The organism is Candidatus Binatia bacterium (assembly GCA_029243485.1).
In the GTDB taxonomy this organism is placed as follows: Bacteria; Desulfobacterota; Binatia; order UBA12015; family UBA12015; genus VGTG01.
Genome location: JAQWRY010000056.1, coordinates 62,409 through 85,841 on the forward strand (window position 1 = coordinate 62,409; position 23,433 = coordinate 85,841).

General features: G+C 65.2%; 26 protein-coding genes. 17 read left to right on the top strand and 9 right to left on the bottom strand.

Features of this window, described 5'->3' with window-relative positions:
- Positions 1-16 precede the first annotated feature (16 nt).
- Genes P8R42_16040 through P8R42_16070 form a run of 7 tightly spaced genes read left to right on the top strand, consistent with a single transcriptional unit; the run spans position 17 to position 5,110 of the window.
- Positions 17-1,744 (top strand): amidohydrolase family protein, encoded by a 1,728-nt coding sequence (locus tag P8R42_16040; protein ID MDG2306124.1) that lies wholly within the window; start codon positions 17-19, stop codon positions 1,742-1,744.
- 3 nt (positions 1,745-1,747) lie between these two features.
- Positions 1,748-2,374 carry a TetR/AcrR family transcriptional regulator gene (locus tag P8R42_16045; GenBank protein ID MDG2306125.1) on the top strand — a complete coding sequence of 209 codons (627 nt, stop codon included), beginning with the start codon at positions 1,748-1,750 and terminating at the stop codon, positions 2,372-2,374.
- On the top strand, positions 2,374-2,829 hold the full coding sequence (locus P8R42_16050; protein ID MDG2306126.1) for a nuclear transport factor 2 family protein: 456 nt from the start codon (positions 2,374-2,376) through the stop codon (positions 2,827-2,829). The genes P8R42_16045 and P8R42_16050 overlap by 1 nt, the downstream gene beginning before the upstream one ends.
- Positions 2,829-3,230, top strand: a complete 402-nt coding sequence (locus P8R42_16055; GenBank protein ID MDG2306127.1) for a nuclear transport factor 2 family protein — start codon at positions 2,829-2,831, stop codon at positions 3,228-3,230. The genes P8R42_16050 and P8R42_16055 overlap by 1 nt, the downstream gene beginning before the upstream one ends.
- A gap of 1 nt (position 3,231) precedes the next feature.
- A complete protein-coding gene (locus P8R42_16060) occupies positions 3,232-4,077 on the top strand; it encodes an enoyl-CoA hydratase-related protein (protein MDG2306128.1) in 846 nt (281 codons plus the stop codon).
- Between the two features lie 35 nt (positions 4,078-4,112).
- Entirely contained in the window at positions 4,113-4,676 is a 564-nt protein-coding gene (locus P8R42_16065; protein MDG2306129.1) for a MaoC family dehydratase N-terminal domain-containing protein, read from the top strand.
- Positions 4,673-5,110 (top strand): MaoC family dehydratase, encoded by a 438-nt coding sequence (locus tag P8R42_16070; GenBank protein MDG2306130.1) that lies wholly within the window; start codon positions 4,673-4,675, stop codon positions 5,108-5,110. Before P8R42_16065 ends, P8R42_16070 begins: the two co-directional genes overlap by 4 nt.
- Here the strand turns inward: P8R42_16070 and P8R42_16075 are convergent.
- Complete coding sequence (locus P8R42_16075; protein MDG2306131.1) at positions 5,107-5,364, bottom strand: hypothetical protein; 258 nt, start codon at positions 5,362-5,364, stop codon at positions 5,107-5,109. The two genes, P8R42_16070 and P8R42_16075, sit on opposite strands and share 4 nt — an antisense overlap.
- Positions 5,361-5,705 carry an FkbM family methyltransferase gene (locus P8R42_16080; protein ID MDG2306132.1) on the bottom strand — a complete coding sequence of 115 codons (345 nt, stop codon included), beginning with the start codon at positions 5,703-5,705 and terminating at the stop codon, positions 5,361-5,363. Before P8R42_16080 ends, P8R42_16075 begins: the two co-directional genes overlap by 4 nt.
- Before the next feature lie 228 nt (positions 5,706-5,933).
- Here P8R42_16080 and P8R42_16085 point away from each other — a divergent pair, with 228 nt between their 5' ends.
- A complete protein-coding gene (locus P8R42_16085; protein ID MDG2306133.1) occupies positions 5,934-6,410 on the top strand; it encodes a hypothetical protein in 477 nt (158 codons plus the stop codon).
- 24 nt (positions 6,411-6,434) lie between these two features.
- Here P8R42_16085 and P8R42_16090 read toward each other — a convergent pair whose 3' ends face one another.
- Entirely contained in the window at positions 6,435-7,460 is a 1,026-nt protein-coding gene (locus tag P8R42_16090) for an NADP-dependent oxidoreductase (GenBank protein ID MDG2306134.1), read from the bottom strand.
- A gap of 19 nt (positions 7,461-7,479) precedes the next feature.
- The gene (locus tag P8R42_16095; protein MDG2306135.1) at positions 7,480-8,835 is read right to left on the bottom strand and encodes a cyclopropane-fatty-acyl-phospholipid synthase; all 1,356 of its coding nucleotides are present in this window, start codon (positions 8,833-8,835) and stop codon (positions 7,480-7,482) included.
- Between the two features lie 80 nt (positions 8,836-8,915).
- Here P8R42_16095 and P8R42_16100 point away from each other — a divergent pair, with 80 nt between their 5' ends.
- From P8R42_16100 to P8R42_16115, 4 genes are read left to right on the top strand one after another with little or no spacing between them, the layout of a single operon-like run.
- The gene (locus tag P8R42_16100; protein MDG2306136.1) at positions 8,916-9,272 is read left to right on the top strand and encodes a hypothetical protein; all 357 of its coding nucleotides are present in this window, start codon (positions 8,916-8,918) and stop codon (positions 9,270-9,272) included.
- Position 9,273: 1 nt separating this feature from the next.
- Positions 9,274-9,699, top strand: coding sequence for a hypothetical protein (locus P8R42_16105; GenBank protein ID MDG2306137.1), 426 nt, complete (start codon positions 9,274-9,276; stop codon positions 9,697-9,699).
- Between the two features lie 35 nt (positions 9,700-9,734).
- Positions 9,735-10,016 carry a DUF4212 domain-containing protein gene (locus tag P8R42_16110; GenBank protein MDG2306138.1) on the top strand — a complete coding sequence of 94 codons (282 nt, stop codon included), beginning with the start codon at positions 9,735-9,737 and terminating at the stop codon, positions 10,014-10,016.
- Positions 10,013-11,686 carry a cation acetate symporter gene (locus P8R42_16115; protein MDG2306139.1) on the top strand — a complete coding sequence of 558 codons (1,674 nt, stop codon included), beginning with the start codon at positions 10,013-10,015 and terminating at the stop codon, positions 11,684-11,686. The genes P8R42_16110 and P8R42_16115 overlap by 4 nt, the downstream gene beginning before the upstream one ends.
- Positions 11,687-11,692: 6 nt before the next feature.
- On the opposite strand, the gene P8R42_16120 is transcribed toward P8R42_16115, so the two are convergent.
- Positions 11,693-11,812, bottom strand: coding sequence for a mechanosensitive ion channel (locus P8R42_16120; GenBank protein ID MDG2306140.1), 120 nt, complete (start codon positions 11,810-11,812; stop codon positions 11,693-11,695).
- Positions 11,813-11,983: 171 nt separating this feature from the next.
- Here P8R42_16120 and P8R42_16125 point away from each other — a divergent pair, with 171 nt between their 5' ends.
- Complete coding sequence (locus tag P8R42_16125; protein ID MDG2306141.1) at positions 11,984-13,162, top strand: acetyl-CoA C-acetyltransferase; 1,179 nt, start codon at positions 11,984-11,986, stop codon at positions 13,160-13,162.
- A gap of 18 nt (positions 13,163-13,180) precedes the next feature.
- Here the strand turns inward: P8R42_16125 and P8R42_16130 are convergent, their stop codons facing one another.
- Together P8R42_16130 and P8R42_16135 are read right to left on the bottom strand one after the other, a co-directional pair.
- Positions 13,181-13,999: a methyltransferase domain-containing protein gene (locus P8R42_16130; protein ID MDG2306142.1), complete on the bottom strand. Its 819-nt coding sequence runs from the start codon at positions 13,997-13,999 to the stop codon at positions 13,181-13,183.
- Between the two features lie 22 nt (positions 14,000-14,021).
- Positions 14,022-14,834: an SDR family oxidoreductase gene (locus P8R42_16135; GenBank protein MDG2306143.1), complete on the bottom strand. Its 813-nt coding sequence runs from the start codon at positions 14,832-14,834 to the stop codon at positions 14,022-14,024.
- 670 nt (positions 14,835-15,504) lie between these two features.
- Between P8R42_16135 and P8R42_16140 the strand changes: the two genes are divergently transcribed.
- The gene (locus P8R42_16140) at positions 15,505-16,644 is read left to right on the top strand and encodes a hypothetical protein (protein MDG2306144.1); all 1,140 of its coding nucleotides are present in this window, start codon (positions 15,505-15,507) and stop codon (positions 16,642-16,644) included.
- A gap of 222 nt (positions 16,645-16,866) precedes the next feature.
- Positions 16,867-17,223: a carboxylesterase family protein gene (locus P8R42_16145; protein MDG2306145.1), complete on the top strand. Its 357-nt coding sequence runs from the start codon at positions 16,867-16,869 to the stop codon at positions 17,221-17,223.
- A 484-nt stretch (positions 17,224-17,707) separates the two neighbouring features.
- Here the strand turns inward: P8R42_16145 and P8R42_16150 are convergent, their stop codons facing one another.
- Positions 17,708-18,322: a tetratricopeptide repeat protein gene (locus P8R42_16150; protein MDG2306146.1), complete on the bottom strand. Its 615-nt coding sequence runs from the start codon at positions 18,320-18,322 to the stop codon at positions 17,708-17,710.
- A 332-nt stretch (positions 18,323-18,654) separates the two neighbouring features.
- On the opposite strand from P8R42_16150, the gene P8R42_16155 reads away from it, so the two are divergent.
- Positions 18,655-18,783, top strand: a complete 129-nt coding sequence (locus tag P8R42_16155) for a hypothetical protein (protein MDG2306147.1) — start codon at positions 18,655-18,657, stop codon at positions 18,781-18,783.
- Between the two features lie 162 nt (positions 18,784-18,945).
- Here P8R42_16155 and P8R42_16160 read toward each other — a convergent pair whose 3' ends face one another.
- A complete protein-coding gene (locus P8R42_16160; GenBank protein MDG2306148.1) occupies positions 18,946-19,605 on the bottom strand; it encodes a hypothetical protein in 660 nt (219 codons plus the stop codon).
- 615 nt (positions 19,606-20,220) lie between these two features.
- Here P8R42_16160 and P8R42_16165 point away from each other — a divergent pair.
- A complete protein-coding gene (locus P8R42_16165) occupies positions 20,221-23,358 on the top strand; it encodes a YncE family protein (protein ID MDG2306149.1) in 3,138 nt (1,045 codons plus the stop codon).
- Positions 23,359-23,433: the final 75 nt, after the last annotated feature.

A 23,433-nucleotide genomic window follows, 5' to 3' on the forward strand; every position in this document is an offset into this window, starting at 1 on the left:
CGCGAGGAGGCCGATCATGTTCGACCTGGTCATTCGCAACGGTATGCTGATCGATGGGCGACGTACGCCACGCTACCGCGCCGACGTAGGCGTGCGCGATGGCCGCGTCGCTTCGGTCGGGAAGATTCCAAAGGGGCAGGCCCACCGCGAGATCGACGCCGAGGGACTCATCGTGGCCCCGGGCGTCGTCGATCTCCACACCCACTACGACAGCCAGGTCTACTGGGATCCATGGTGCTCGATCTCGGGCTGGCACGGGGTCACGACCGTCGTCGTCGGGAACTGCGGCTTTGGGTTCGCGCCGGTCCGTCCGGAGGCCCGAGAGCGCGCCATGCTCACGATGTCCCGCAACGAGGCGGTCCCGTTGGAATGCATGCAAGAAGGCATGCCCTGGGATTGGACGACGTATCCGGAGTTCCTCGACAGCCTCGAGCGGACACCCAAGGGAGTGAACGTCGGCTCCTACGTCGGGCTGAGCCCGCTGCTGGTCTGGCTGACGGGGTCGGTCGAGGATGCGAAGGGGCGCCGGCTTTCCGGCCCCGAGAAGGCCGAGGGGGAACGTCTTCTCCGTGAGGCGATGGACGCGGGTGCCTGCGGCTGGTCCGCCCAGCTCATCGGCCCCGACACCATCCAGCGCGACTTCGACGGCACGCCGATGATCACGGACCTGCTGCACGAAGAGGACATTCGGTTCTTCGCGCGTGCGCTCGGTGAGATCGGTCGGGGTACCATTCAGATGATCGGCGTGCCGAAGATCGCGAACCTGCTGGCGAGTGAGTCGGGCCGACCCGTGATCTTCAACGTGCTCGCGGCCCGGACCGACCAACACGGAGCGCCGGCGGAGTCTCACGAGATCCTGATCAAGTGGCTCGAGAAGGCGAACCGCCAGGGCAGACGGATCATCGCGCAGTCGGTCACGTGCGCGATCGACTACCAATTCACTCTCGAGGATTGGAACCTGTTCGACACGTCGCCACTCTGGCGGGAGCTGACCATGGGGACGCTCGCGGAGAAGATGGAGAAGATGCGCGATCCGGCCCGTCGTGCGGCCCTGCAAGCGGAGTGGGAGGCCGGAGACGCGCCGCTCGCGGGTGGTGGAACCGAGAAGCTGGAGGTACGCCTCGGTGTCTCGCTCGAAGATCTGGTGCTCGCGTACGTGACGGGCGACGACCCGGCGGTGACGAAGTGGGAAGGCCATACGGTGGGCGAGATCGCCGCCGGCACGAACGTACATCCGATCGACGCCTTCCTGGATATGTCTCTCTCCTGCGATCTCGGCGCCGGTTGGCAAACCGTCCCTCGAGAGATCGATCCGACGGCGATGCGCGAGATCGCGAACTGCCCGTATGCGGTTCCGGGTCTCTCCGACGGAGGCGCTCACACGAAGTTCCTCACGACCGGAACCTATCCGACCGAGTTCCTCGCGACGTGGGTCCGCGATCATGAGGTGATGGATCTGGAAGAGGCGCACTGGCGTCTCTCGGCGTACTCCGCACAGGCGGCCGGAATCACCGACCGCGGGGTGATCGCAGAAGGGATGCCGGCCGACATCGTGGTCTACGACCTGGACGCCCTCGAGCTTCTTCCGGCGGAGCGTGTCTTCGATTGGCCGGGTGGGGCCTGGCGCCTTGATCGCCGGGCGCGGGGGTGGAAGTGGACCGTGGTGAACGGCGAGGTCACGTTCGAAGACGGGGAGTGCACGAAGGCCACGCCGGGCCGGTTGCTCCGGCACGGGAGGGCCTGAGTCGTGGACGAGTCCGAGGTGGCGATCATCGATGCGGCCGAATGCTGCTTCGAGAAGTTCGGCGTCGCGAAGACGTCGATGTCGCACGTGGCCGCGGAGGCCGCGATCTCCCGGACGACGCTGTACAAGCGCTTCTCGAAGATCGAGGACGTGTTGCAGGCCGTTTTCGTTCGAGAGTTCGATCGCTTCGAGCGCCGCCTCGCGAAGAGCCTCTCCGCGCTGTCGAATCCGGCGGAACGACTTGCCGCGGTCGTCGTCGCGACCGCCGAGAACGTTCCCGAGAACGCCGGGATCGCTCGCCTGGTGGAAGGGCGCCGAAGCCGAGCTGAAGCACGTGCCCTGGCGGTCGGCCGCAGTGCTTTGAGCGACCGAGTCGAGACGATGATCAGCAAACCACTCGATGATCTCGCCGCACTCGGGCGTCTGCACGCGGACCTGGACAGGCCGGAAGTCATCGAGTGGGTTCGCCGGCTCGTGCTGGCGTTGGCCGTGGCGCCGCAGCCGGGCCGTCGTTCTCTGCGCGCGCGTCGTTGCCACGTCGAGAAGTTCTTGATCCCCAGTATTTGCAAACCACAATCGCCATCGTCCCATGGTAAACGCCGGCGGAGCCCGGCCGAAGGGAGAACATGATGGGAAGTCCGAAAACAGCGCTCGACCTAGATGCGCAGAAGGTCCACGAGATCTTCTCGATGTGGGACAAGTACGTGCCGACCGTCGAGGAACTCCGGGAGTGGTTCACCGATGATCTGGTGTTCGAGGATCCGTTGCAGCGCACCGAAGGCATTGTCGAGTACCGCGAGATGAACGAGCGGCTCCTCAAGAAGAACCACGACCTCAAGATCCAGATGGAGGCCGCCGCTCAGACCGGTCTGCACATCATGTTCACGTTCTCGCTCAGCATGGCGCCGAGCCCGAAGCGTCCACAGACGCGGATCTACAACACGGGGATGACGTACGTGCGTCTCAATGACGAAGGCAAGATTGAGTACCACCGCGATTTCTGGGACTTCAATACGATGTTCCTGTCGGCGTTCCCCAAGGGCGCCCAGGAGTTTTACAAGAAGATGGTGAAGAAGCTCGGCTGATGGCGAAATCCAACAGCGACTTGATGCGCGAGAATCTCGCGGGCTTTGACCGGTTCGACTACGAGTTCGTGGCGAGCGGGTACGCGGACGATGGGGTGCTCCATTTCGTCCAGCGGAAACCGATTCAGGGTCGGGCCGAGATCCTGGCGTTCTTCACGCGTCAGTTCGAGCCGATTACGAATACGCGGATTGAGATCAAGAACGTGGTCGAGTCGGGAAACCTCGTCATGGTCGAGCGGATCGACCACTACGAGTACAAGGGCATCCCGATCTCGTGCCCGGTCGCGAACGCGGCCGAGTTCGGGGATGGGAAGATCAAGGTCTGGCGCGAGTACTTCGACCAGCAGTTCGCCGTGAAGCTGGTTCAAAAGGGCATGGAGTCCCGGAAGCAAGGAGGCTGACGTGGCCGACTACGAGTACATCCTGGTCGACGATCCGCGACCGCAAGTACGTAGGATCACCCTCAATCGGCCGAAGAAGCGCAACGCGCTTTCGAACCCGCTGCGGGGAGAGCTCTTCCATGCGTTGTACGAGGCCGATGCTTCGAAGGACGTGCACGTCACGATTCTGCGCGGGGCCGGCAAGTGCTTCTCCTCCGGCTACGACCTGTCCTCGGATCAGACCGGCGAGTTGCCGTTCGAGAGCGCGATGGGAGACGGCTTCTGGCCGCGCCACGTCGTCGACGGTGCGTTCCGGATCTGGGACCTCGCGAAGCCCGTCATCGCGCAGGTGCACGGGTATTGCCTGGCCGGTGGGTCGGAACTCATGGCGTCCTGCGATCTCGCGTACGTCGGCGAGAGCGCGCAGATCGGCTACCCGCCCGTCCGGATGATGAGCCCGCCGGACAACCAGTTCCACCCGTGGATGGCCGGCATGCGAAACGCGATGGAACTCATGCTGACCGGCGATGGTGTCGACGGCCACGAGGCGGTGCGGATGGGGCTCGCGAATCGTTGCTATCCCGACGACGAACTCGAGGACCGCGTGCTCGAGAAGGCGGAGCGGATCTCCAAGATTCCGCCCGATCTTCAGCAACTCAACAAACGCAGCGTGCACCGCGCCATGGAGATCATGGGTATGCGCGCCGCGATTCGTTCGGGGACAGAGATCCAGGCCATGGGCTTCCACCAGAAGTCCGCGCGCGCCTACTTGAGGAAGCTCTCCGAGGGCGTGAGCCAGGCGCTCAGCGAACGCGACAAGCCGTTCGGAGATTTCCGAACGAAGAAGGACGAGGACCCGAAGGCCTGACGCCCCGGGGTGGCCTCGCCGTAGGAGGAGATCGAATGAGGGAGAACGAGCAGGATCCGGTTCGCGCGCTGGTGTTGGCGTGGGTCGGCAAGTCCTTGAGCAAGTTCGGGCCCGCGGTGGCGCCCGATGAGGTCAACGTGCCGATGATCCGGCACTGGGTCGATGCGCTCGACGACCGGAACCCGGTCTATCTCGATGCGGAGCGCGCGCAGAGCCGTTTCGGCGGCGTGGTCGCTCCGCCGGCGATGCTCCAGACCTGGACCATGGGTCGGCCGAAGATCGAGGGGATCGCCGAGCGCGGCGGGGCACCCGATGAGATCGATCCACAGAACCCGATCCGTCTCCTCGACGACGCGGGCTACATCGCGACGCTCGCAACGAACTCTGAACTCGAGTTCGTACGCTATCTGCACCCGGGCGATCTCCTGACGTCCGATACGATCCTCGAGTCCATCTCGGAGCGCAAGACGACCGGGATTGGGCAGGGGTACTTCATCACGTGGGTGACGACGTATGCCGATCAGAAGGGCGAAGTCGTCGGGCGGCAGATGTTTCGGATCCTGAAGTTCGTGCCGACGGGCATGGAGGCGAGTTCATGAAGCAATTCAACGAGGTCCGCGTCGGAGAAGAAGTGCCGACGTTCGATCTGAATCTCACGTCTACGATGGTCGTCGCCGGTGCGATCGCGTCCCGCGACTTCATGCCGGTGCATCACGACTCCGCGTACGCCCAGTCGCAGGGCGCACCGGACCTGTTCATGAACATCCTCACCACCAACGGGTACATCTCTCGGTTCGTCACCGATTGGGCCGGGCCCGACGCGATGGTGCGCAAGATCGCGATCCGACTGGGTGGGCCGGCTGTCCCTGGCCAGGTTCTTCGCTTCACCGGGCACGTCGCGGGCGCGCGGGCGGAAGGGGGAGAGGGCGTGGTCGAGGTGGCGGTGCGCGCGGCGAACGACATCGGCGATCACGCAACCGGGACCGTCACGTTGTCGTTGCCGCTCGGTCAGGGGTCAGGGGCTCGGGACTAGGGGCTCGGCGGTTGCGCCGGCTTCGGTACGCGGTTCCTCAGTTCCTCGACGTCGACCTGGTCGTGCTCCTCGGCGGCCGGGCATGCGTCGGCAATCTTCTCGCGGTCTGCATGGTGCGCCATCGACCGCTGGCGAAAGACGTCATCGACGATCTGCGTGGCAAGCGGCGAGCGCCTGGATGGTTTCCTCTGGACCGCCGCAGCGAACTCGAGCGCGACCACGGCGCTTTCGTTGCGTTGCAGGGTCTCCTTCATGCCGGCGACAATGCCCGCTTCGGCGCCCTGCGTGTCGACCTTAAACTAGTCCACCCGTTCTCCTCCACGTTGCGCTGGAGGATCTCGAAGTTGAGCGGGTCGGGTTCGAAGGCGTAGACGCGCCCCGTTTCTCCGACGAGGGCCGCGGCGCGGGTCGTCTCGTATCCGATGTTCGCACAGATATCGACGACGATATCGCCTGGGCGGACCGAGCGAACCAACCACTTCGTCTCGTTTGGCTCCCAGACCCCGAACTCGGTGATGTACGAGGCGAGCCCGCGATCCCCCGGAGCGAAGTACATGCGCAGCGGGGGTGCTCTGGGAACTCGCAACGTGGCCATCGGCAATGCTGTCTGCGGGCCTGTGGCTCCGCGGGCAGGGCGCCGCCGAGCACGCCGATCAGCGCCAACGCCGGGAGGAATCGCCGGCGGAGCGAGGCGCTCTGCGGATCGACGCTCCGGGGCACGAGGACACGGGCTGGCAAGTTCTGCCCCGGCTGTCTGCGCGACAATCCTAGGGGCGCTGGAGGCCCTTCAATTCGGCCCACCGGTTTTGGTAGGTTGCGCCGCATGGCTGAAGAGTTCGACTACCAGATCTGTCCCTCCTGCAAGGGTGAGTTCACCTTGGCCGTCGAGCGCTGCTCGGAATGCGACGTGGATCTCGTCGCGCCGGGCGGCGGCGCCGACGATTTTCCGCCCGCCTCTGATCTCACGTGCATCCGGGTCGCGCCCGTTCAGTGGATCGAAGCTTTGTCGGGTGCCCTGGAGCAGAGCGAAGTTCTGCACCGGGTGGAGCCCCTCACGCCGGCCGAGATCCCCGAAGGCGTCGAGGCCGTCGGCAAGGGAGAACTCTTCGGCTTGTTCGTCGACGAGGCCGGTGTCGACCCCGCGCGCGAATTCGATCGCGCGATCGCGGCGCAGGTTCTCCCGGAGCAGGATGTGGATGCGCTCCCCGAAGGGGAGGTGGAGGCCTGTCCCGCGTGCGGTGAGGAACTCGCAGCGGACGCGGCCGAGTGTCCGGAGTGCGGACTCGCGTTCGGCGGCTGACCGGCCCGCGTCGCCGGGTCCGCTCTAGCCGGCGACGCGTACGAGTTGCTTGCCGAAGTTCTTCCCGGTGAGCATGCCGCGGAACGCGGCCGGAGCGTTCTCGAGCCCGTCCGCAATGGTCTCGCGGTACTTCAGCTTTCCGGAGCCGATCCAGCCGGCGATCTCGTGGCTGGCGTCGAGCCACTGATCTCGCCACTCTCCGACGAGAAAGAAGCGATGCTCGGGCGGGGTTTCGAGTGCGCCGAAAACAGTGAACGGCGTCTCCAATGTGACCGGATCTTCCTGGCTGTTGTACAGTGCGACGAAGCCGCAGATTGGAACGCGTGCGCCCGGATTGAGCCGCCGCGCTACCGCGGCCGTGAGGGGGCCGCCGACGTTTTCGAAGTAGACGTCGATGCCGCCCGGGCACGCCGCTCCGAGATCGTCCTCGAGTGAGCCGGCTTTGTAGTCGACGCAGGCGTCGAACCCGAGCTCGTCCACGCAGTAGCCGCACTTCTCCGGCCCGCCGGCGACGCCCACCACGCGCAGGCCGAGGATCTTCCCGATTTGTCCGACCACCGAACCGACCGCGCCGGACGCGGCGGAGACGACGAGCGTCTCTCCGGCGCGCGGTTTCCCGACGTTCTGGAGGCCGAAGTACCCCGTTCGACCGGGCATCCCGACGACCCCGACCCACGCGGAGAGCGGAGCGAGACTCGTGTCGGCGGGAAGCAGAGCGGGGGAGTCCCCGGCCACCTTGATGAGGCTCTGCCATCCCTGGTGGGCCGTCAACGTATCGCCGATGGCCCACCGGTCGCTCTTGGATTCGACGACGACCCCCACGCTCTCGCCGGTGATGACCTCTCCGATCCGGAGCGGGTCCGCGTACGACTTCGCGTCGCGCATGCGGCCGCGCATATACGGGTCGAGTGAGAGGTAACGGACCTCGATCAGGATCTGTCCGTCGTCGAGGTCTCGGACCTCACGCTCTTGCAACTCGAAGCAGTCGCCCGTGGGTTCGCCCGCGGGTCGTTTGGCCAATACCCAACGTCGGTTGATTCGCGAGTTCATTGGAGTCCTCTGGGATCCGTCAGGTTGATCCCGAGTCGGTTGCGGAGGCCGCAGCGGCCGGGGGCGAGTAGAGGTGTTCCCGCGTGGGGGGCATCGTCGAGGCGCCCTTCGAGGCGTGTCGCGTCGCGACGGTCTGGAAGATCCGGATGCTCCCGTCGCGAAACGCGAAGCTCACGCCGGCGAGATAGAGGATCCACATGCGGTACTTCTCTTCGCCGACCAACGTCACCGCTTCGTCCCGTCGCTCGGATAGGCGCTGGCACCACATCATCGTCGTGCGCGCGTAGTGCTCGCGCCAGCCCTCGATGTCGTGGACCTCGAAGCCGGAGGCTTCCAGGGCCGTCGTCATGTGCCCGATGTGATCGAGTTCGCCGCCGGGGAAGATGTACTTCTGAACGAGGCGCCGTTCCGGACGAACCTTCCTGAACTTCTTCATGCTCTCTTTTCCCGGGCGCGTGATCGCGTGGTTCAGAAAGATCCCCCGGTCTCGTAGCAGCGAGCCGACCTTCCGCATGTAGCCGGCCATGTTGTCGATGCCGACGTGCTCGCACATGCCGATGGAGGAAATCTTGTCGTACTCACCCTCGACGTCGGCGTAGTCGCGTAGCTCGACGGTCACGCGATCCTCGAGGCCGAGCCGACGAATTTTCTCCTGGGCGAACTCGAGCTGTTTCTCGGACAACGTGATGCCGTGGGCGCGAACCCCGTAGCGCCCCGCGGCGTGCGTGATGAGCGCACCCCATCCGCAGCCGATGTCGAGCATGCGCTCGTCGGGCTGGAGGCGGAGTTTCCGGCAGATCATGTCGATCTTGTCGACCTGTGCCTGCTCGAGGGCGCCCTCCCAGTCCCGGAAGTAGCCGCAGGAATACACCATGTTGGAGTCGAGGAAGAGGGAGTAGAACTCGTTGCTGACATCGTAGTGGAACTGGATGAAGTCTTTGTTGTCGCCCTGCTTGCGCCCCTGTCCGGTCTCGTCGCCGGCCCACCGATGGTCGACTGCGGACGACTCGGGTGGCGTGAACAGGAAGGGGAGGAGAGTGCGGGCGATCGCGGACTTGCGAACGCTCTTCGCGCGCTTTCGAGAGTTGCCGACGCGCGCGTTGTCGATGAACGAGTAGAGGTCGGTACCCTGGAAATCGATCTGTCCTCGCGCGTAGTGTCGCACGAGATTGTCGGGTGTCGGGCGGCGCAGGAGGGAGCCGACCACGCCCGGTCCCGAGATCGAGATGCAGAGGTCGGGCTCGACCTCCTGTCCCATCGGAACGAGTGTTCCGTCCCAGAGCTTCACGGAGATTCGTGAGTTGATTTGCTCTGCCAGCTGCGTGAGAAGGGTCTTGGCAGCGTGGAGCTGCCGCTCTTCGCCGGAACCGTTCACCGTCGGGGCCTCATCACCGCAAGCGTATGGGATGAGAGGCCGGTAAACCACGGTGTGGGCCGTCGAGAAGGAGCCGCCGGATGCCGAACCTGAATCTCAGTTACTTCGACTTCAATGGGGGGTGGGGAGACTCGATTGGCCTCGCGCCCGAGATCGGTGAGATCCGGTTCGAGGATCACCAGATCCCGGTGACGGATTGGCCGACGGTGCGGGAGACGACCCCCTTCCACTGCGTACCGGTCCTGGAGGTCGACGGACGCGAGTTTTCCCAGTCGAACGCGATCAACCGCTACGTCGGGACGCTCGCCCGCTTGTATCCGGCGGATCCGCTTCGGGCGCTCCATTGCGACGAAGTCCTGGATGCGAGGGATCTCGCCCGCCACGCCGAGCGGATGCAGGCGCTTGCGGCGGTAGCCGCGAACTACGGAGTCGGCTGACATGTCCGAGGCGTGGACGGCGGACAAGATGCTCGACCTGGGTACGCGACACGCCCGGCTCGAACACGAGCAGGATCTCGAAGGGGTCATGTCCACGCTCGTGCCCGACCCGGTGTACGAGTTTCATCCGATCGGGCTGTGCATGCGCGGGGAAAGCCTCGTGCGGCGGTACTACGAAGAGCTGTTTCGCGGCTTCGTCTCGGCTGCCCGCAATACCGAGCTCGTGGACGAGTGGGTGAATCGGTCGTCCGTCGCTCAGGAGTACCGGGTGGAACTCGAGATCGATGGAACCTTGGAGAGCCACCGGATCGTCGGCGTGCTCTTTCGGCAGGGAGATCTCCTCGGCGGTGAGCGGGTCTACGCGAGCGAGCGGTGCATCCGTCTCATGACCGGGTCGGTCTTCGATGCCTTGAACCCCATGTCTTGAGCCGGGTGGCCTGTTCACAGTAGGTTCCCGGCCACGTGAGCGATCTTTCCGAAGCTGAGCGCCACGCCGCCTATTGGCGGCGCAACCTCCAATACCTCTCGATCTTGCTGGCGGTCTGGTTCGTCGTTTCCTTCGGGTTCGGGATCCTCCTTCGGGAGCCCCTCGATGCGATCCGGCTCGGCGGCTTCAAGCTCGGGTTCTGGTTCGCGCAGCAGGGATCGATCCTGGTCTTCGTGGCCCTGATCTTCGTATACGTCGGCCTGATGAATCGGCTCGATCGCGAGTTCGGTGCTGACGAAGAGGACGAAGCGAGATGAGCATCCAGGGTTGGACGTTCCTGCTCGTCGGCGTTTCGTTCGCGCTCTACATCGGCGTCGCGATCGCGACGCGCGCGCGCAATACCGCAGATTTCTTCGTCGCGTCGGGGCACGTGCCGCCGGTGTTGAACGGAATGGCCACCGCCGCGGATTGGATGTCTGCGGCTTCGTTCATCTCGATGGCCGGGCTCATCTCTTTCATGGGGTACGATGGCTCGGTCTACTTGATGGGGTGGACGGGTGGGTACGTCCTGCTCGCTCTCCTCGTCGCTCCGTATCTCCGGAAGTTCGGTCAGTTCACCGTGCCGGACTTCATCGGGGACCGGTATGCGTCGCGGGCGGCGCGGATCGTTGCGGTCGCCTGCGCGATCTTCATTTCGTTCACGTACGTCGCCGGGCAGATGCGCGGCGTCGGGATCGTCTTCTCTCGATTTCTCGACGTCGAGATCGAGACGGGTGTCATCGTCGGCATGGCGATCGTCTTCTTCTACGCCGTGCTCGGTGGCATGAAGGGGATCACCTACACGCAGGTCGCGCAGTACTGCGTCCTCATCTTTTCGTACCTGGTGCCCGCGATCTTCATTTCGATTTTGATGACGGGGAACGCGATCCCGCAGCTCGGCTTCGGCTCGACGCTCGCCGATGGTTCCGGCGTCGCGCTCCTCGACCGCCTCGATCAACTCAGTCTCGACCTGGGCTTCGTCGCGTTCACCGAAGGAACAAAGGGCACGCTCGACGTGTTTTTCATCACCGCGGCGCTAATGATAGGCACGGCCGGCCTGCCGCACGTGATCGTGCGTTTCTACACCGTCCCCAAGGTGGCGGCGGCGCGCAGCTCTGCCGGCTGGGCACTGGTGTTCATCGCCATCCTCTACACGACGGCGCCGGCCGTAGCGGCCTTCGCGCGGACGAACCTGCTGCAGACGATCCCCGGGCAGCCGTACGCCGAACTGCCGTCGTGGGTTCACAACTGGGAAAAGATCGGCCTGGTCGAGTTCAACGATCACGATGGTGATGGTCTCGTGCGCTACGTCGGGCCGGCTGCGGAAGGCAAGAACGAGCTCGAGATCGACCGTGACATCATGGTTCTCGCGAATCCGGAGATCGCGAACCTGCCCGCCTGGGTCGTGGGTCTCGTCGCCGCGGGCGCTCTGGCAGCCGCGTTGTCGACGGCGGCCGGGCTACTCCTCGTGATCTCGAGTTCGGTCGCGCACGATCTATTGAAGAAGAGCTTCGCTCCCGACATCAGCGAGAGCGCCGAACTCCTGGCCGCGCGGATCGCAGCGGGCTTCGCGGTGCTCGTGGCCGGCTACTTCGGGATCCGGCCACCTGGCTTCGTGGCGCAGGTCGTCGCCTTCGCGTTCGGACTCGCGGCCGCATCGATCTTCCCGGCCGTCACGCTCGGGATCTTCTCGCGGAAGATGAACGCTCCGGGCGCGATCGCCGGGATGGTCGCTGGAATCGGCTTCACGGCGAGCTACATCATCTACTTCAAGTTCCTGGCTCCGGAGTTGAACACCGCGGACCATTGGCTCTGGGGCATCTCGCCCGAGGGCATCGGCACGCTGGGGATGGTGCTCAACTTTGCCGTGGCCTACGCGGTCGCCGCCGGCACGCCGGCTCCGCCGGAGCGTTCGCTCGCGCTGGTCGAGCGCGTTCGGATGCCGTAAGCGGTCTCAGCTCACCAAGTCGAGGACGTCGCCCTCGCCGTCCGCGATCCGCACCCGGTCGCCCATGTGGAACGCGCGCGTGTACGTGAGTACGATTCCCGAGACGACATCGGCCACGGCGCCCACCAGAAGTCGCCCTGACCCACCTGTTGGATCATCTTCGTCACGAGGTCTCGAATGCGTCCGGTCTGTTCCATCGGGCGGTCCGCTATCGCGTTGCGCGGCGCATGGAGATTCGACGAGCGATCGATTCCCGCGCGGTAGCGTCGGGCGCCTCGTTTCTGGCAAACAGGCAGGGTGTCGAATCGAGACGTATTCATCGTCGGAGCCGCGCGTACGCCGATCGGCTCCTTTCAGGGGGCTCTGGAATCGATCGTCGCGCCGCGGCTCGGTGCCACGGCGATCGCGGGAGCGCTCTCCCGAGCCGGCATCGCGGCGGGTGGCGTCGACGAGACGTTCTTTGGCAACGTCTTGAGCGCCGGAGTGGGCCAGGCGCCGGCTCGTCAGGCGGCGATCTACGCGGATGTGCCCCATCGCACACCGGCCACCACGGTGAGCAAGGTCTGCGGCTCCGGCTTGCAGGCCGTCCTCCTGGGTACCAAATCCATTCTCCTCGGCGATGACGAGATCGTCCTGGCGGGTGGCATGGAGTCGATGTCGAATGCACCGTATCTCCTGCCGAAGGCGCGAGCTGGGTATCGCATGGGCAACGGTGAGATCGTCGACTCGATGATCCTCGACGGGCTGTGGGATCCGTACGGCGACTTCCACATGGGTAACGCGGGAGAAACGTGCGCGCGGGAATACGGGTTCTCTCGCGAGGACCAGGATGCGTTCGCACGAGAGAGCTACGCGCGTGCCCTCGCGGCACAGGACAGCGGTCGGTTTGCCGAAGAGATCGTCCCCGTGACCGTGAAGGGGCGCAAGGGTGACACGGTCGTCGAACTGGACGAGGAGCCGAGGCGCACGAAGCTCGACAACATGCCTAAGCTGCGGCCGGCGTTCCAGAAGGACGGCACGATCACGGCGGCGAACGCCTCCAAGATCAACGACGGTGCGGCGGCGCTGATTCTCGCCAGCCGGGAAGCCGTGGAGAACCAAGGCCTCGAGCCGCTCGCGCGCATCGTTTCGTACGGAGGCTGCGCGCAGGCGCCGGAGTGGTTCACGACCGCACCCGTCGGGGCGGTGCGTCAGTGCGTTGAGCGCGCGGGGCTCACGCCGGGAGACGTCGACCTCTACGAGATCAACGAGGCATTCTCGGTCGTCAGCCTCGCCTGCGCACGCGACCTCGAGATCTCGCTGGGCGCGGTGAACGTTCGCGGCGGGGCCGTGGCCCTGGGTCATCCGATCGGCGCGTCGGGCGCGCGGATCCTGGTGACGCTTTTATACGCGATGGCGGAGCGCGGAGCGAAGCGCGGCGTTGCGACTCTCTGCATCGGCGGCGGCGAGGCTCTCGCCGTCCTGGTCGAGCGCTAGCCAGCCGCCCCTCCCGCGCTAGCCGGCGGGCTTTCGCCCGCGGCAGGCCATTGAGATGGGGCCCAGGATCAGGAAGTCGTCGCGGCGGGCCTCCCGGAGGCCTTCGTCGACGGTTGCCTGGTCGATCAGGCCGGCTTGGACGAGGCTCGGGGCACCTCGTTCGTACGCGAGGATCAGCCACTCGGCGCTGTCGGTTCCTCCGTACATCGTGCTGACGTCACCGCGGCACTCGATCTCTTCGAGTCCGCGGGTTTGGAAGGAGGAGAGCATCCGGTTGGCCCAATGACGGTCGTAGCCGTTCAACTTCCCTGCGACGTCCATCATCGTCTCGTACAGAGCGCGAAAGGCGGCGGGTAGCGGCTGCTGCTCGAACGCGCTCCACTCGGGGTCCGCGACAAGGAGCCACCCGCCAGGCTTCAGTACGCGAACGAACTTGTCCAGGACTTCCTCGCGTTGGTCGATGGTCTGCAGGACGGCTCGCGCGTGGACGAGGTCGAACTCGTTCTCGGGAAGATCCTCCTTCACGATGTCGTGCTGGCGGACTTCGAGGTTGCCGGCGCCCTCGGGTTGAAAACGAATGTCGATGTCGGTCGAGAGAACCGAGCCAGTAGGGCCGACCTGGTCGGCGATCCAGCGCGCGAGGGCTCCGCCTCCTGACCCGACGTCGAGACAGCGCCAACCGGTGGTCAGCCCTGCTCGCGTGAGATGCTCGGCGCTGTGGCGGTCGCGGAGGTCGCCGAGAATCGAGAGCCGGCGGCGTTCGGTCTCGGCGTCCTTCGCTTCGTCGGAGACGCGGTACGAGGGGCGCTCTCCGGGTCGGTCGGTGTAGTCGGCCATGGGTTCTCGGCGCATGGACGGGCTAGTGCCCGCCGGCGCTCTCCTCGTCGTAGGGCCAATTCGGCATCGTGAAGGCGCCGCCGTCGACCCAGATAGTTTGCGCAGTGATGTAGTCGGCCTTCGGACTCGCGAGGAACTCGACGAGGTTCGCGACGTCGCGCGGGGCCCCGACGTGGCCGAGAGGCGCAAGCCGGCTCCACGTGTCCGCATACCCGGGCGATTCGACCTGGGTGCGTTCGATCTCGATGGCGCCCGGGGCCACGCAGTTCACCCGGATCCCGAAGCGGCCCAACTCGATCGCAGACGAGCGCGTCAGCAACTCGATCCCACCCTTCGACGCGGTGTAGCTCACCAGTTCGGGGAAGGGCACCTTGTTGCAGCCCGAACCGATGTTGACGATGCTCCCGCCGATGCCCGCGTCGACCATCTGTCGTGCAGCCATCTGGGTTCCGAGGAACGTTCCCTTCAAGTTCGTGCGGATGACCGTATCCCAGTCCTCTTCGGTGAGGTCGAGGAAGGGACTCCACTTCTGCGTGCCCGCGTTGTTCACCATCAACTCGGGGGCGCGACCGAACGTGTTGCGAACTTCGGCGAAGTACTCCTCCAGCGCGGATGCGAGGCCGACGTCGGACGCGCGGACGAGGGAGGAGACGCCCGAGTCCTCGATCTGTTTCGCGGTTTCGCGACCGCCGTCGTGGTTTCCGCCGTATGTGGCGGCGACATCCCATCCCGCGAGAGCGAGATGGAGGCAGATCTCCTTGCCGATCCCGGAGCTCCCCCCCCGTGACGACGGCCAAGCGGCGTTCCGACATCGTGTAGTCCTCTTGTGCTGCATTCTCGATCCGGATCCGAGCGTAGGAAGATGTGAGGAGAATGGCAACGCCTCTCTCGACTTGGCAGGTCGTCCCGGGCCGACCTCACTGGTGCCAGATTCGAAGGCGGCGGTCGCTTTCTGTGGCGCTCTTTCGCCTAGACCCACGAGGCGGCGCCGGAAGATCAGGGCGACAACTACACGACGTTTCAGAACAACGAGATCGATGTCGCGGGAATGGGCGGCATGGGCGCCGAGATGATCGCCGCTGGGGTGCCGCCGGCATGGAATGGCTATGTGAGCGTCGAGGACGTCGACAAGGCGGTGGCGCGGGTGGAGAGCCTGGGCGCAAAGTCGCTGATGCCGGCGATGGACATCCGCGCCGAAGACGACCTCGTCGGCGACCGGCTGAACGGCAGGATCCTTCCGTGGACGGCGGAGATGGGTGATACCCTGTCGAGCTGGGCCGTCTACTTCGCCGCGAGCGATTGCGATGCCACCGTGGCGCGCGTGCCGGAGCTCGGCGGTGCGCTGTTCATCGGGCCGGTCGACATCCCGCCCGGGCGGTTCGCCGTGGTGGCGGACCGCCAGGGCGCCGTTTCGATGTGGCCTTTCTGTACGCGCGCGACGACTAGAAGGTCGGCCGCTCGAAGGCTTCTCGCGTTCGCCTCGAAAACGGGGCAGGATCGGCAGGATGTCGGAACGGATCTACGGGCGACGGAAAATGCGCCACGCGGTAGTGCGCGGCGTCGCGTGGTTGGGCGCGCTGGTTCTCGCCGCGGGTTGCGCGTCGGCTCGACCGGTGCGGCCTGGGCCGGCGTACGTGTTCTCGTGGCCGTTCATCGACACCTCGGAGATGGCTCCGCGGGGTGGCACGACGCGGGGGGAGGATGTCGTCCTCGCTCCCGTCCCGTCGGCGGCCTGGAAGCGCCTGCAGGCCGCGGCACCTGCCGCGAAGGATCGCGCCGCGATCCTCGCGATGGCGGGGGACTACCGCGCGTCGTTCGATTTCCTCGAGACCGTCGTCTTCGAGCCTCCGTTCAAGCCGCGGGCGCCCTATCGTTCCTGGGGCACCGAGCGCGTGTACGTCGTCGAGGACCGCGGTGACTTCATCTCGCTTCAGCACATTTTGGAGATGGTGTTCATCGACGAGGAGGGGAATCGGCAAGGTCCGTTCGTGCAGAAGCACTGGCGACAGGACTGGCGCTACGAACCCGAGACTCTGCATGAGTACGTCGGCCGACGGCACTGGAAGCGTCGCCCGGTACCGCCTGCGGAGCGCCGGGAGGCGTGGAGTCAGTCCGTGTATCAAGTGGATGATACGCCGCGGTACGCTTCGGTCGGGCGGTGGGAGCACGGCCCGTCGTTCTCCTCGTGGACGGGCCGCGAGACGGGGCGCCCGCTTCCGCGTCGCGAGAGCAGCGTTCGCAAGGACTACGATCTGCTCTCGGCTGTGAATCGGCACACGATCGTCCCGGGCGGCTGGGTTCACGAAGAGGACAATCGGAAGACGGTCCTGCCGTCCGCGACCGAGCCGCGCAAGGAACGGGCCCGCGAGTTGGGCGTCAACCGGTACGAGCGGTTGCAGGGTTTCGACTTCACCGCCTCCGACGACTACTGGCGCACGACGGCGCCGTTTTGGGCCGAAGTCCGGCGCGGCTGGAACGAAAAGCTGGCGGCGTCGGCCGAACTGGACCTCGCTACGAAGTGTCGGGACGAAGCCGTCTACATGTCTCTGTTCGGATACGCCCAGAAGATGCAGGGCGAGGCGCCGCCGTCGCGCGAGGAGATCGCGGTCTTTGTCGACGACTTGGTCACGTGTGTGACGGAGTAGCCCGGGCCACCTTCCACGATCGCCGAATCCGCCCGTTTTGAATCGGGCCGCCTACGGACCAGTTTTCCGGGATGCAGCGACCCCTGGTGCGGGCACTTCTGCTCGTGGCCGCATGTACGACGGCTGCTCCCGACAGGCCCCCTCCGATGGTTCCGACACGAATCACTCGTCGGAGCCGATGCCGCGCCGGAAGAGCTTTCGGGGAACTAGGGAGTGCTCGACATGGTCGCTGCTCTCGCGTGGGTGCGCGAAAACATCGCCGCGTTCGGCAAGAACCCCGACAACGTGACGATCTTTGGTGAATCTGCCGGAGGTCGTGACGTGATCGCGCTTCTGCGCGCGCCGGCGGCGCGAGGGTTGTTCCACCGCCCGGTCTCGCAGAGCGGGGGCCTGCGGTCGGTCTCGCTCGCGGAAGCCGAGAACTTCACCGATGATGCGACACCGGGCTTGCCCGGTAGCTCGAACGAGACTCTCCTCGCGCTCGTCGTTGCGAACGGCGACGCCGCGGACTGGTTGGCCGCGAAGCAGAAGGTGGCGGCCATGAGCGACGCCGAGGTTGAGCAGTACCTGCGTGGGTAGCCCGCCGAGCTTCTTTTGCGCTCGTACCGGCGCGACGATACGGAGGATCTGATCGACGTTCCGCAGATGTTCCCCGACGTCGCCGTCCTTCATGGTTCTCGACACGACCGCAGGTGGCGGTCTCCGCATGTCGACGGAGACCACCCAGGAGGAAGACGTCTACAACGCGGCCCGCGAGGACCTGCGCCTCGGAACCGACGAAGAGCGCTGCGCGTTCTTCCGACAACTCGATCGCCGGAGCAGCCGCTCGCACGACGCCCTCTGGCCCGCGGGCTGTTCGCCGAAACAGGGTGGGGGCCTCCACCATTCAGCGGAATCGGTAGGGACTTTTTTTAATCTCGGCGGTTTCTTTAACCGTCACTGTCGTCGCGCCCCGATCGTGCACATCAGCCCGCGTCTCGCCGTCGGGCAGGTCGAGTTACGGGGGGGCCTTTCCTCGAAGTCCGGCTTTATCACGGCCAAGCGCTCTCACTGGTACAGGGGTCTACTGGCGCGTCGTAGGTGGTTTGGGTCTCGGCGCGGCTTGCTTCGAGAGGCCCATTTTGTCGAGTCGGTCGAGACGCGCCTGTGCGCGCCGGAAGTCCGGGTTGAGTTCGAGTGCTCGCAGGTAGGAGTGCGCCGCTTGTTTGAAGTTCTTCTTCTTGCCGTGCGCCATTCCGTGGTTGAAGTGCGCGGCGGCCGGGTCCTTCACGCCGTACTCGAGGCTCCGCTCGTAGTCGGCGATGGCGAGGTCGTAGTCTTTGCGTAGGAAGTGGCTGTTGCCCCGGGAGAGCACGGCTTCGGGTAGGTTGGGGGAACGGGCGAGCGCGTCGTTGAAGACCTTCATCGCCTCGTCCATGCGCGCGAGAGCATTCAGGATGATGCCCATGTTCACGAGCGTCGCGGCGTGGTCGCGGGTGGACAACTCTCCTGTGCGCAGGGCCTGCTTGCAGCTTTCTAGGGAGTCCGCCGCGCTTGATCGGGTGGATGCGTTGAGGAAGCAGTCGTGCGCATCCGAGTTTCCAAGGACGGTGATCGCGTTCGCACGGGCCCACTGCGGTGTCGCGACCGCGAGAGAGACGGCGAGGACGATGAGTGCCTTCAGGAGCACCTTTCGCACGCCCCGATGATAGCACGACTTCGGGCCACCAGGGCCGCCTTTGCCGGGCCGGCTCATTTCGCGAGATTCTGCCGGAGGGACGCGGGGTCCGAGGGTCGGAAGTCCGTCGCCCGATCGAAGCCGGCGGTCGTCCAGAGTCCGCGTCGTCTCGGGCCTCTACGAGGGCCAGCCCCTGCGGGCCGAGAACGATGAGACTCGTGCTGAGTGCCTCGGCGACGCTGGCCCTTCGCGCGATGACGAACGCCAAACGCTCGCCGTCGACCGGCCTCCCGGATCGGGGGTCGATCACGTGCGAGTAGCGACGTCCGTCGATCTCGGTGTTTCGACCAAAGGTGGCCGACGCTTTGCCCGAAGTCGAGAAGCCCCGAGTGAACGCCATGGCTTCGGAGATTGCCCGCGATGCGATCGAGCGCGAAACCCTTGGCGAGGCCGCCGAGGTCGATCGTCATGCCGGTCGGTAACCGGACAGAACCCGTGTCTCGGAGTTCGATCCGAGACGTCCCGATGCGATCCTGGAAGGCGCCGTCGGCCATGAACGTCGCCCCCGCGGGCACGTGAAGCTGCGTGTTGTTGTACTCGTAGCGGAAGAACGGCAGCACCTGCTGCACCGGGTCTGAGAGGAACTATGGCAGGACGTTGTAGCCCACCTCCGCGTACACACCGAGCATCTGGTTCGCGATCGTCTCGTCGGCGTCGAACTCGCTGGCTTCGCGAAGTGCCGTCGTGAGCTCCCCGGCGTCGCTGAGCCAGCTGGCGGCGAACACTGAGCGGGCTTCGATGCCGCGCCAACGCCACTGGCCGTGTGCTTCCCAGATGGTCGTAAGAGCATTTGGAATGCGGACTTGAGACCCGCTACCGCTCCCCTGCGTCACGGTGGGGTCGGTCGTACCGTGTTCGAACTCGATCTCTGAGTTGAAGACGAGCCCGTCGTTGAACTTGTAGCCCGCGTAGAGGATGAGTCGCTGCGCGTCCGAACGCGTCTGGTCGACCGTAACGCCGCCGCTCGTGCGTACGCGATTCGTCGTGGGCTTCCAGAAGACGATCTCGCCGTAGCCGCCGATGGAGAGACCGCGGTCGCGCTTGTAGACCTTCGATGCGGCCGGAGCGAGTCCGTACTGACCGGCAAGATCGATCAGCTCGGGAATCGTGAGGGCCGATTTCAACGAGTCGATGGTCTCGGCGACGACGTTGGTCTTGTTCTCTTGTTCGATACGCGCGCGTTCGGCCTCCGCCTTTTCTTTGACGGCGTCTTCGCGCAGGTTCTGGAGCTCGCCCTGCATCATCTTGAGCTGTTGTTCGAGAAGGCGGATCCGCTCCTTGGTGCCCGCGGCAAAGGCGGTGGGGGGAACGATCTGCAGAACGCAGAGCGCGACGAGCAGGATCAGGGGACCTCTTGCGGAGCTTCATTCTGAGTTCCTAGGGCCGGACTCGATGCGTAAGTCGGGCAGTGGGCTCTGGGAACGATGCCGCGGGCCGCTTGGGGTTTGGGTGGGGGCTGCGCTCGGCTCGTCCCACGAGACATCGAGGTCGTGCCAGCGCAGGCCGGTGTTCCACGGGATCAGGACCAGCCGCCGGCAGCGTCGGCATTTCAGCTCGACACCATCGGGCCCCACGCGCGCGAGCAGACTGCCGCAAGCGCACCGGCTCTCGGAGCCGTTCGGGCTTTCGGTCTTGATGTTCCTGGGGAGGGCATGAGTGCAGAAACGAAGCCGGAGAGTCCGTCCGAGAGAAATTGATAATCATTTTCATTTAGACTGTCAAGATCGGGCGGAGGCGCTTCTTGGCGCCGATTTTCTTTGAGAAACCTCTGGACTCGGGCCGCGCGTCGCGGCAATCAGTCTATAGACCAACCAAATTCGCAGCGCTCGGGGGGGCGGTCACTGCGGGGAGGAGAATTCATGTCTTGCCGCGCGATCCGTCTGTCTGTCGTCTCATCGATTCTGTCCATCTTCCTGTGGGTCCCGCACCTCGGTGCGCAGTGTGACCCGATCGACAACCCGTGCGATCCGTCGTTCTCGACCGAGACCCTCGATTGCTCGTCGGCGTATCCATCCGTGGGCACTGCGCCGATCACGTCGGCCGACCAGGGGTTCTTGAACTTCGGTGGGCCGCAGGTGACGCCCATGTTGCAGCTCAAGAAGGCGAAGGGCTCGCCGTACCGTCGACACGTCTGGGTGCTGAACAGCCTCAATCACGAGGTGTCGATTCTCAACTGGGCCACACTCGACCGTGTGGCGAGTGTGAGGGTCGGGCTCGACCCGTCCTCGATTGCGCAGACCCGCGACGGCAAGCACGTTCTCGTCTCGAACTGGACGTCGGACACGATCAGCGTCATCGACACGATGACGCTGAACATTGTGAAGACGATCGAGTTGCGTGATGCCGACGGCCGACCTCTTCTCGCTGAGCCGATGGGCATCGCCGTGAAGAAGGACGAGAAGGCCTACGTTGCTTCGTCGGCAACGAATCAGATTGCCGTGATCGACATCCCGACGCTGACGATTACGTCGATGATCGATGTGCCGACCCGAGACCCGCGTTCGATCGTCCTCGATCGAAAGAGTCGGTTCCTCGCCGTGGCCGGGTTGTCGTCGGGGAATCGCACCGAGGTGGCGTACGACTTCTTCGACCAGAACCTCACGGGTCTGGGGGATCCGGGTGCTCCGATCACCGAGAACTGCGGTGGGCTCGCCGCGGCCAAGCCAGCGCTCTTCGACCCGACGCAGCCGGGCTACATGGACGCGAGCGATCCCGACTTCCGGGACGCCTTCAATTGCTTCGTCGGCGGCCGGATCAATGCGTTCCTAGCGGTTTCCGAGCCAATCGGCATCAACCCCCGCATTCCCGACTACGATGTCGTGATCATCGACACGAGCACGGACCAGATCGTCTCGACCAGCGCCGGGATGCCGGAGGACCCGGGCACCCTCAACTACGGCGTCGCGTTCAGCCGCAACGGCAAGAAACTCTACCTGGCCAATACCCACGCTCGGAACGACGAAGATTTCGGTGATCGCCCCTTCCGCAACCGCGTGACGGTTTTCGACGTCGATAAGTCGACTGGCGCCCTGTCGTGGGCGGGCACGCAAGACATCGACGTGGACCCGGGGGAGACGGAACCGAACGCCAGTTCTCGCGCCTCGACCCCGTACGCCCTGGTTTCCCTGTCGAACAAGCGGATCGCGGTCGCCGCGGCCGGTGCGGATCGAATGGTTTTGATGGATGGGGATGGGGTCGTGGAGAGTCGCCTCGACGTCGGTCTCGTGCCGCGGGCTCTCGTGCGGGAAAGCAGTTCCCGCGTATTCGTCTTGAACGCCGCGAGCTTCACGGTCCAACGGTGGCACGCAAAGAAAGAGGAGCTGCTGGCCGAAGGATCGATCGGGGACAATCCGCTGCCGATGGAAGAGCGCCACGGCTTTCACCTCATGAACTCCGACAAGTTCTCGACGAACCGATCGTTCTCCTGCGCGTCGTGTCATCCCGACGGCGACACCGATCAGCTCGTGTGGTTACTCGATTGCAACGACGGCATCCGCGCGACGATGACGCTTCGCCAGGTGAAGGACACGTTCCCGCACCACTGGTCCGGCGACAAGTGCAACGGGAAGAAGATCATGGAAGACGGCGTGTCGAACCTGTTCGGGCAGGGTGTTCCCCCGACTGCGTGCGATACCGATCTCACCTGGCAGTACATCGAGACGTTGCGCCAGCCGCCGCCGGCGGGTCGGCCGTCGGATGATGTGCTGTCTCCCGAGGCGCAGCTCGGTCTGCTCGTGACGAATCGGGCGCGGTACAAGGACTTCGTCGAGGGCGGGATCCCGTGCAACGGCGCACCACGTGACCCGATCGTCTGGCAACGATTGCTCGACCGGATGGGCGACCCCGCCCAGCAGTTCGTCGCTTTCGACCGGGCTTCGCTCACGCTGCAGGGCTCGCAGAACGCTTTTGCCGTCGGCGCCGACATGGAGAGTTGCGGCGTCGGGGGATGTCACGCGCAGCCGTTCTCGGGCACCGGCACGCTGGAGGGAATCTTCCTCGGCGGCCTCTGTGCGAATCCCATCGAGCCGATCGAGGCGATCACGTTCCTCGGAGCCCATGACCGCTTCCTGACCGAGGATGACGGCCGCGGCGGTCTGTACGACTGGCTCCTCGGGCTCGATCGCTACCGGCAGGACGTGGGCGCGACGGCCACGGGCCGCGTTCTCGACGACTGGGGCGTGCCCCGCGCGAGCGCCGGTCTGAAGGGTTTCCTGTCGACGTTCTTCCGCCATCCGGAGCTCGAGTACAACGTGCCCGGCTCGCAGGGATTCGTCCTTACGGACGCGATTGAGCAGTTCATCCTGGAGCAGGCGAGTGGGCCGTCCGCGATCCTCGGTCGGCAGGCGACCGCGACGGTGTCGGATCCGCAGGTCGGTGCGACGACCTTGCTCCTCGGGGCGGCCGACGATGGCAAGATCCAGCTCCTCGCCGCCGGAGTGGCGGTCGGCGCGCAGGTGGATCTCGTCTACGATCCGATGACCGGCGAGTTCGAGGGATCGGGCGTGCCGGGTGGCTCGATCTCGCTCGCGGCGTTGATTGCGTCGTTCTCCGGAGCGGACGCGGTGACCTTCACCGGCGGTGCGCCGCTCGTAGGCGGTGCGCCTTTCTCGGTTGCGAAGGACGCCCAGCCCTTCCTCGTGTCGGTCACGAGGAGCAGCGGCTTCCCGGTCGCGTGTAGCGAGAACTACTCGCGGCAGCTGGCGGACTTCTTCACGACGGATACGAACGTCGCTCTTACGTTCACGGCGGCGAACGTGGATCCCGCGGCTACCGTCTTCGTAAACGGCGTGCCGACGGGTGCCTCGCCGTTCGAGACGACGCCGTTCAGCTTCGTCTGGGTGCTGCCGGCGGTGCCGGTGGACGCGGACACGCTCGTGTTTCAGTTTCAGAACCCGGGCGGTCTGATGTCGAACGAGCTCGGAGCGCCGGTGATCAAGCCGCCGGTTTCGGATCCCGAGGGGTTCGTTTCCGCAGTGGCCGAGGAGAAGGTCTCCTGATCCGCAGCGGCCGCCGCACGACCGAGGGGCGAGAGGCGGCCGCGGGGCCGCAGACGCGCTTAATAAACCAGGTAG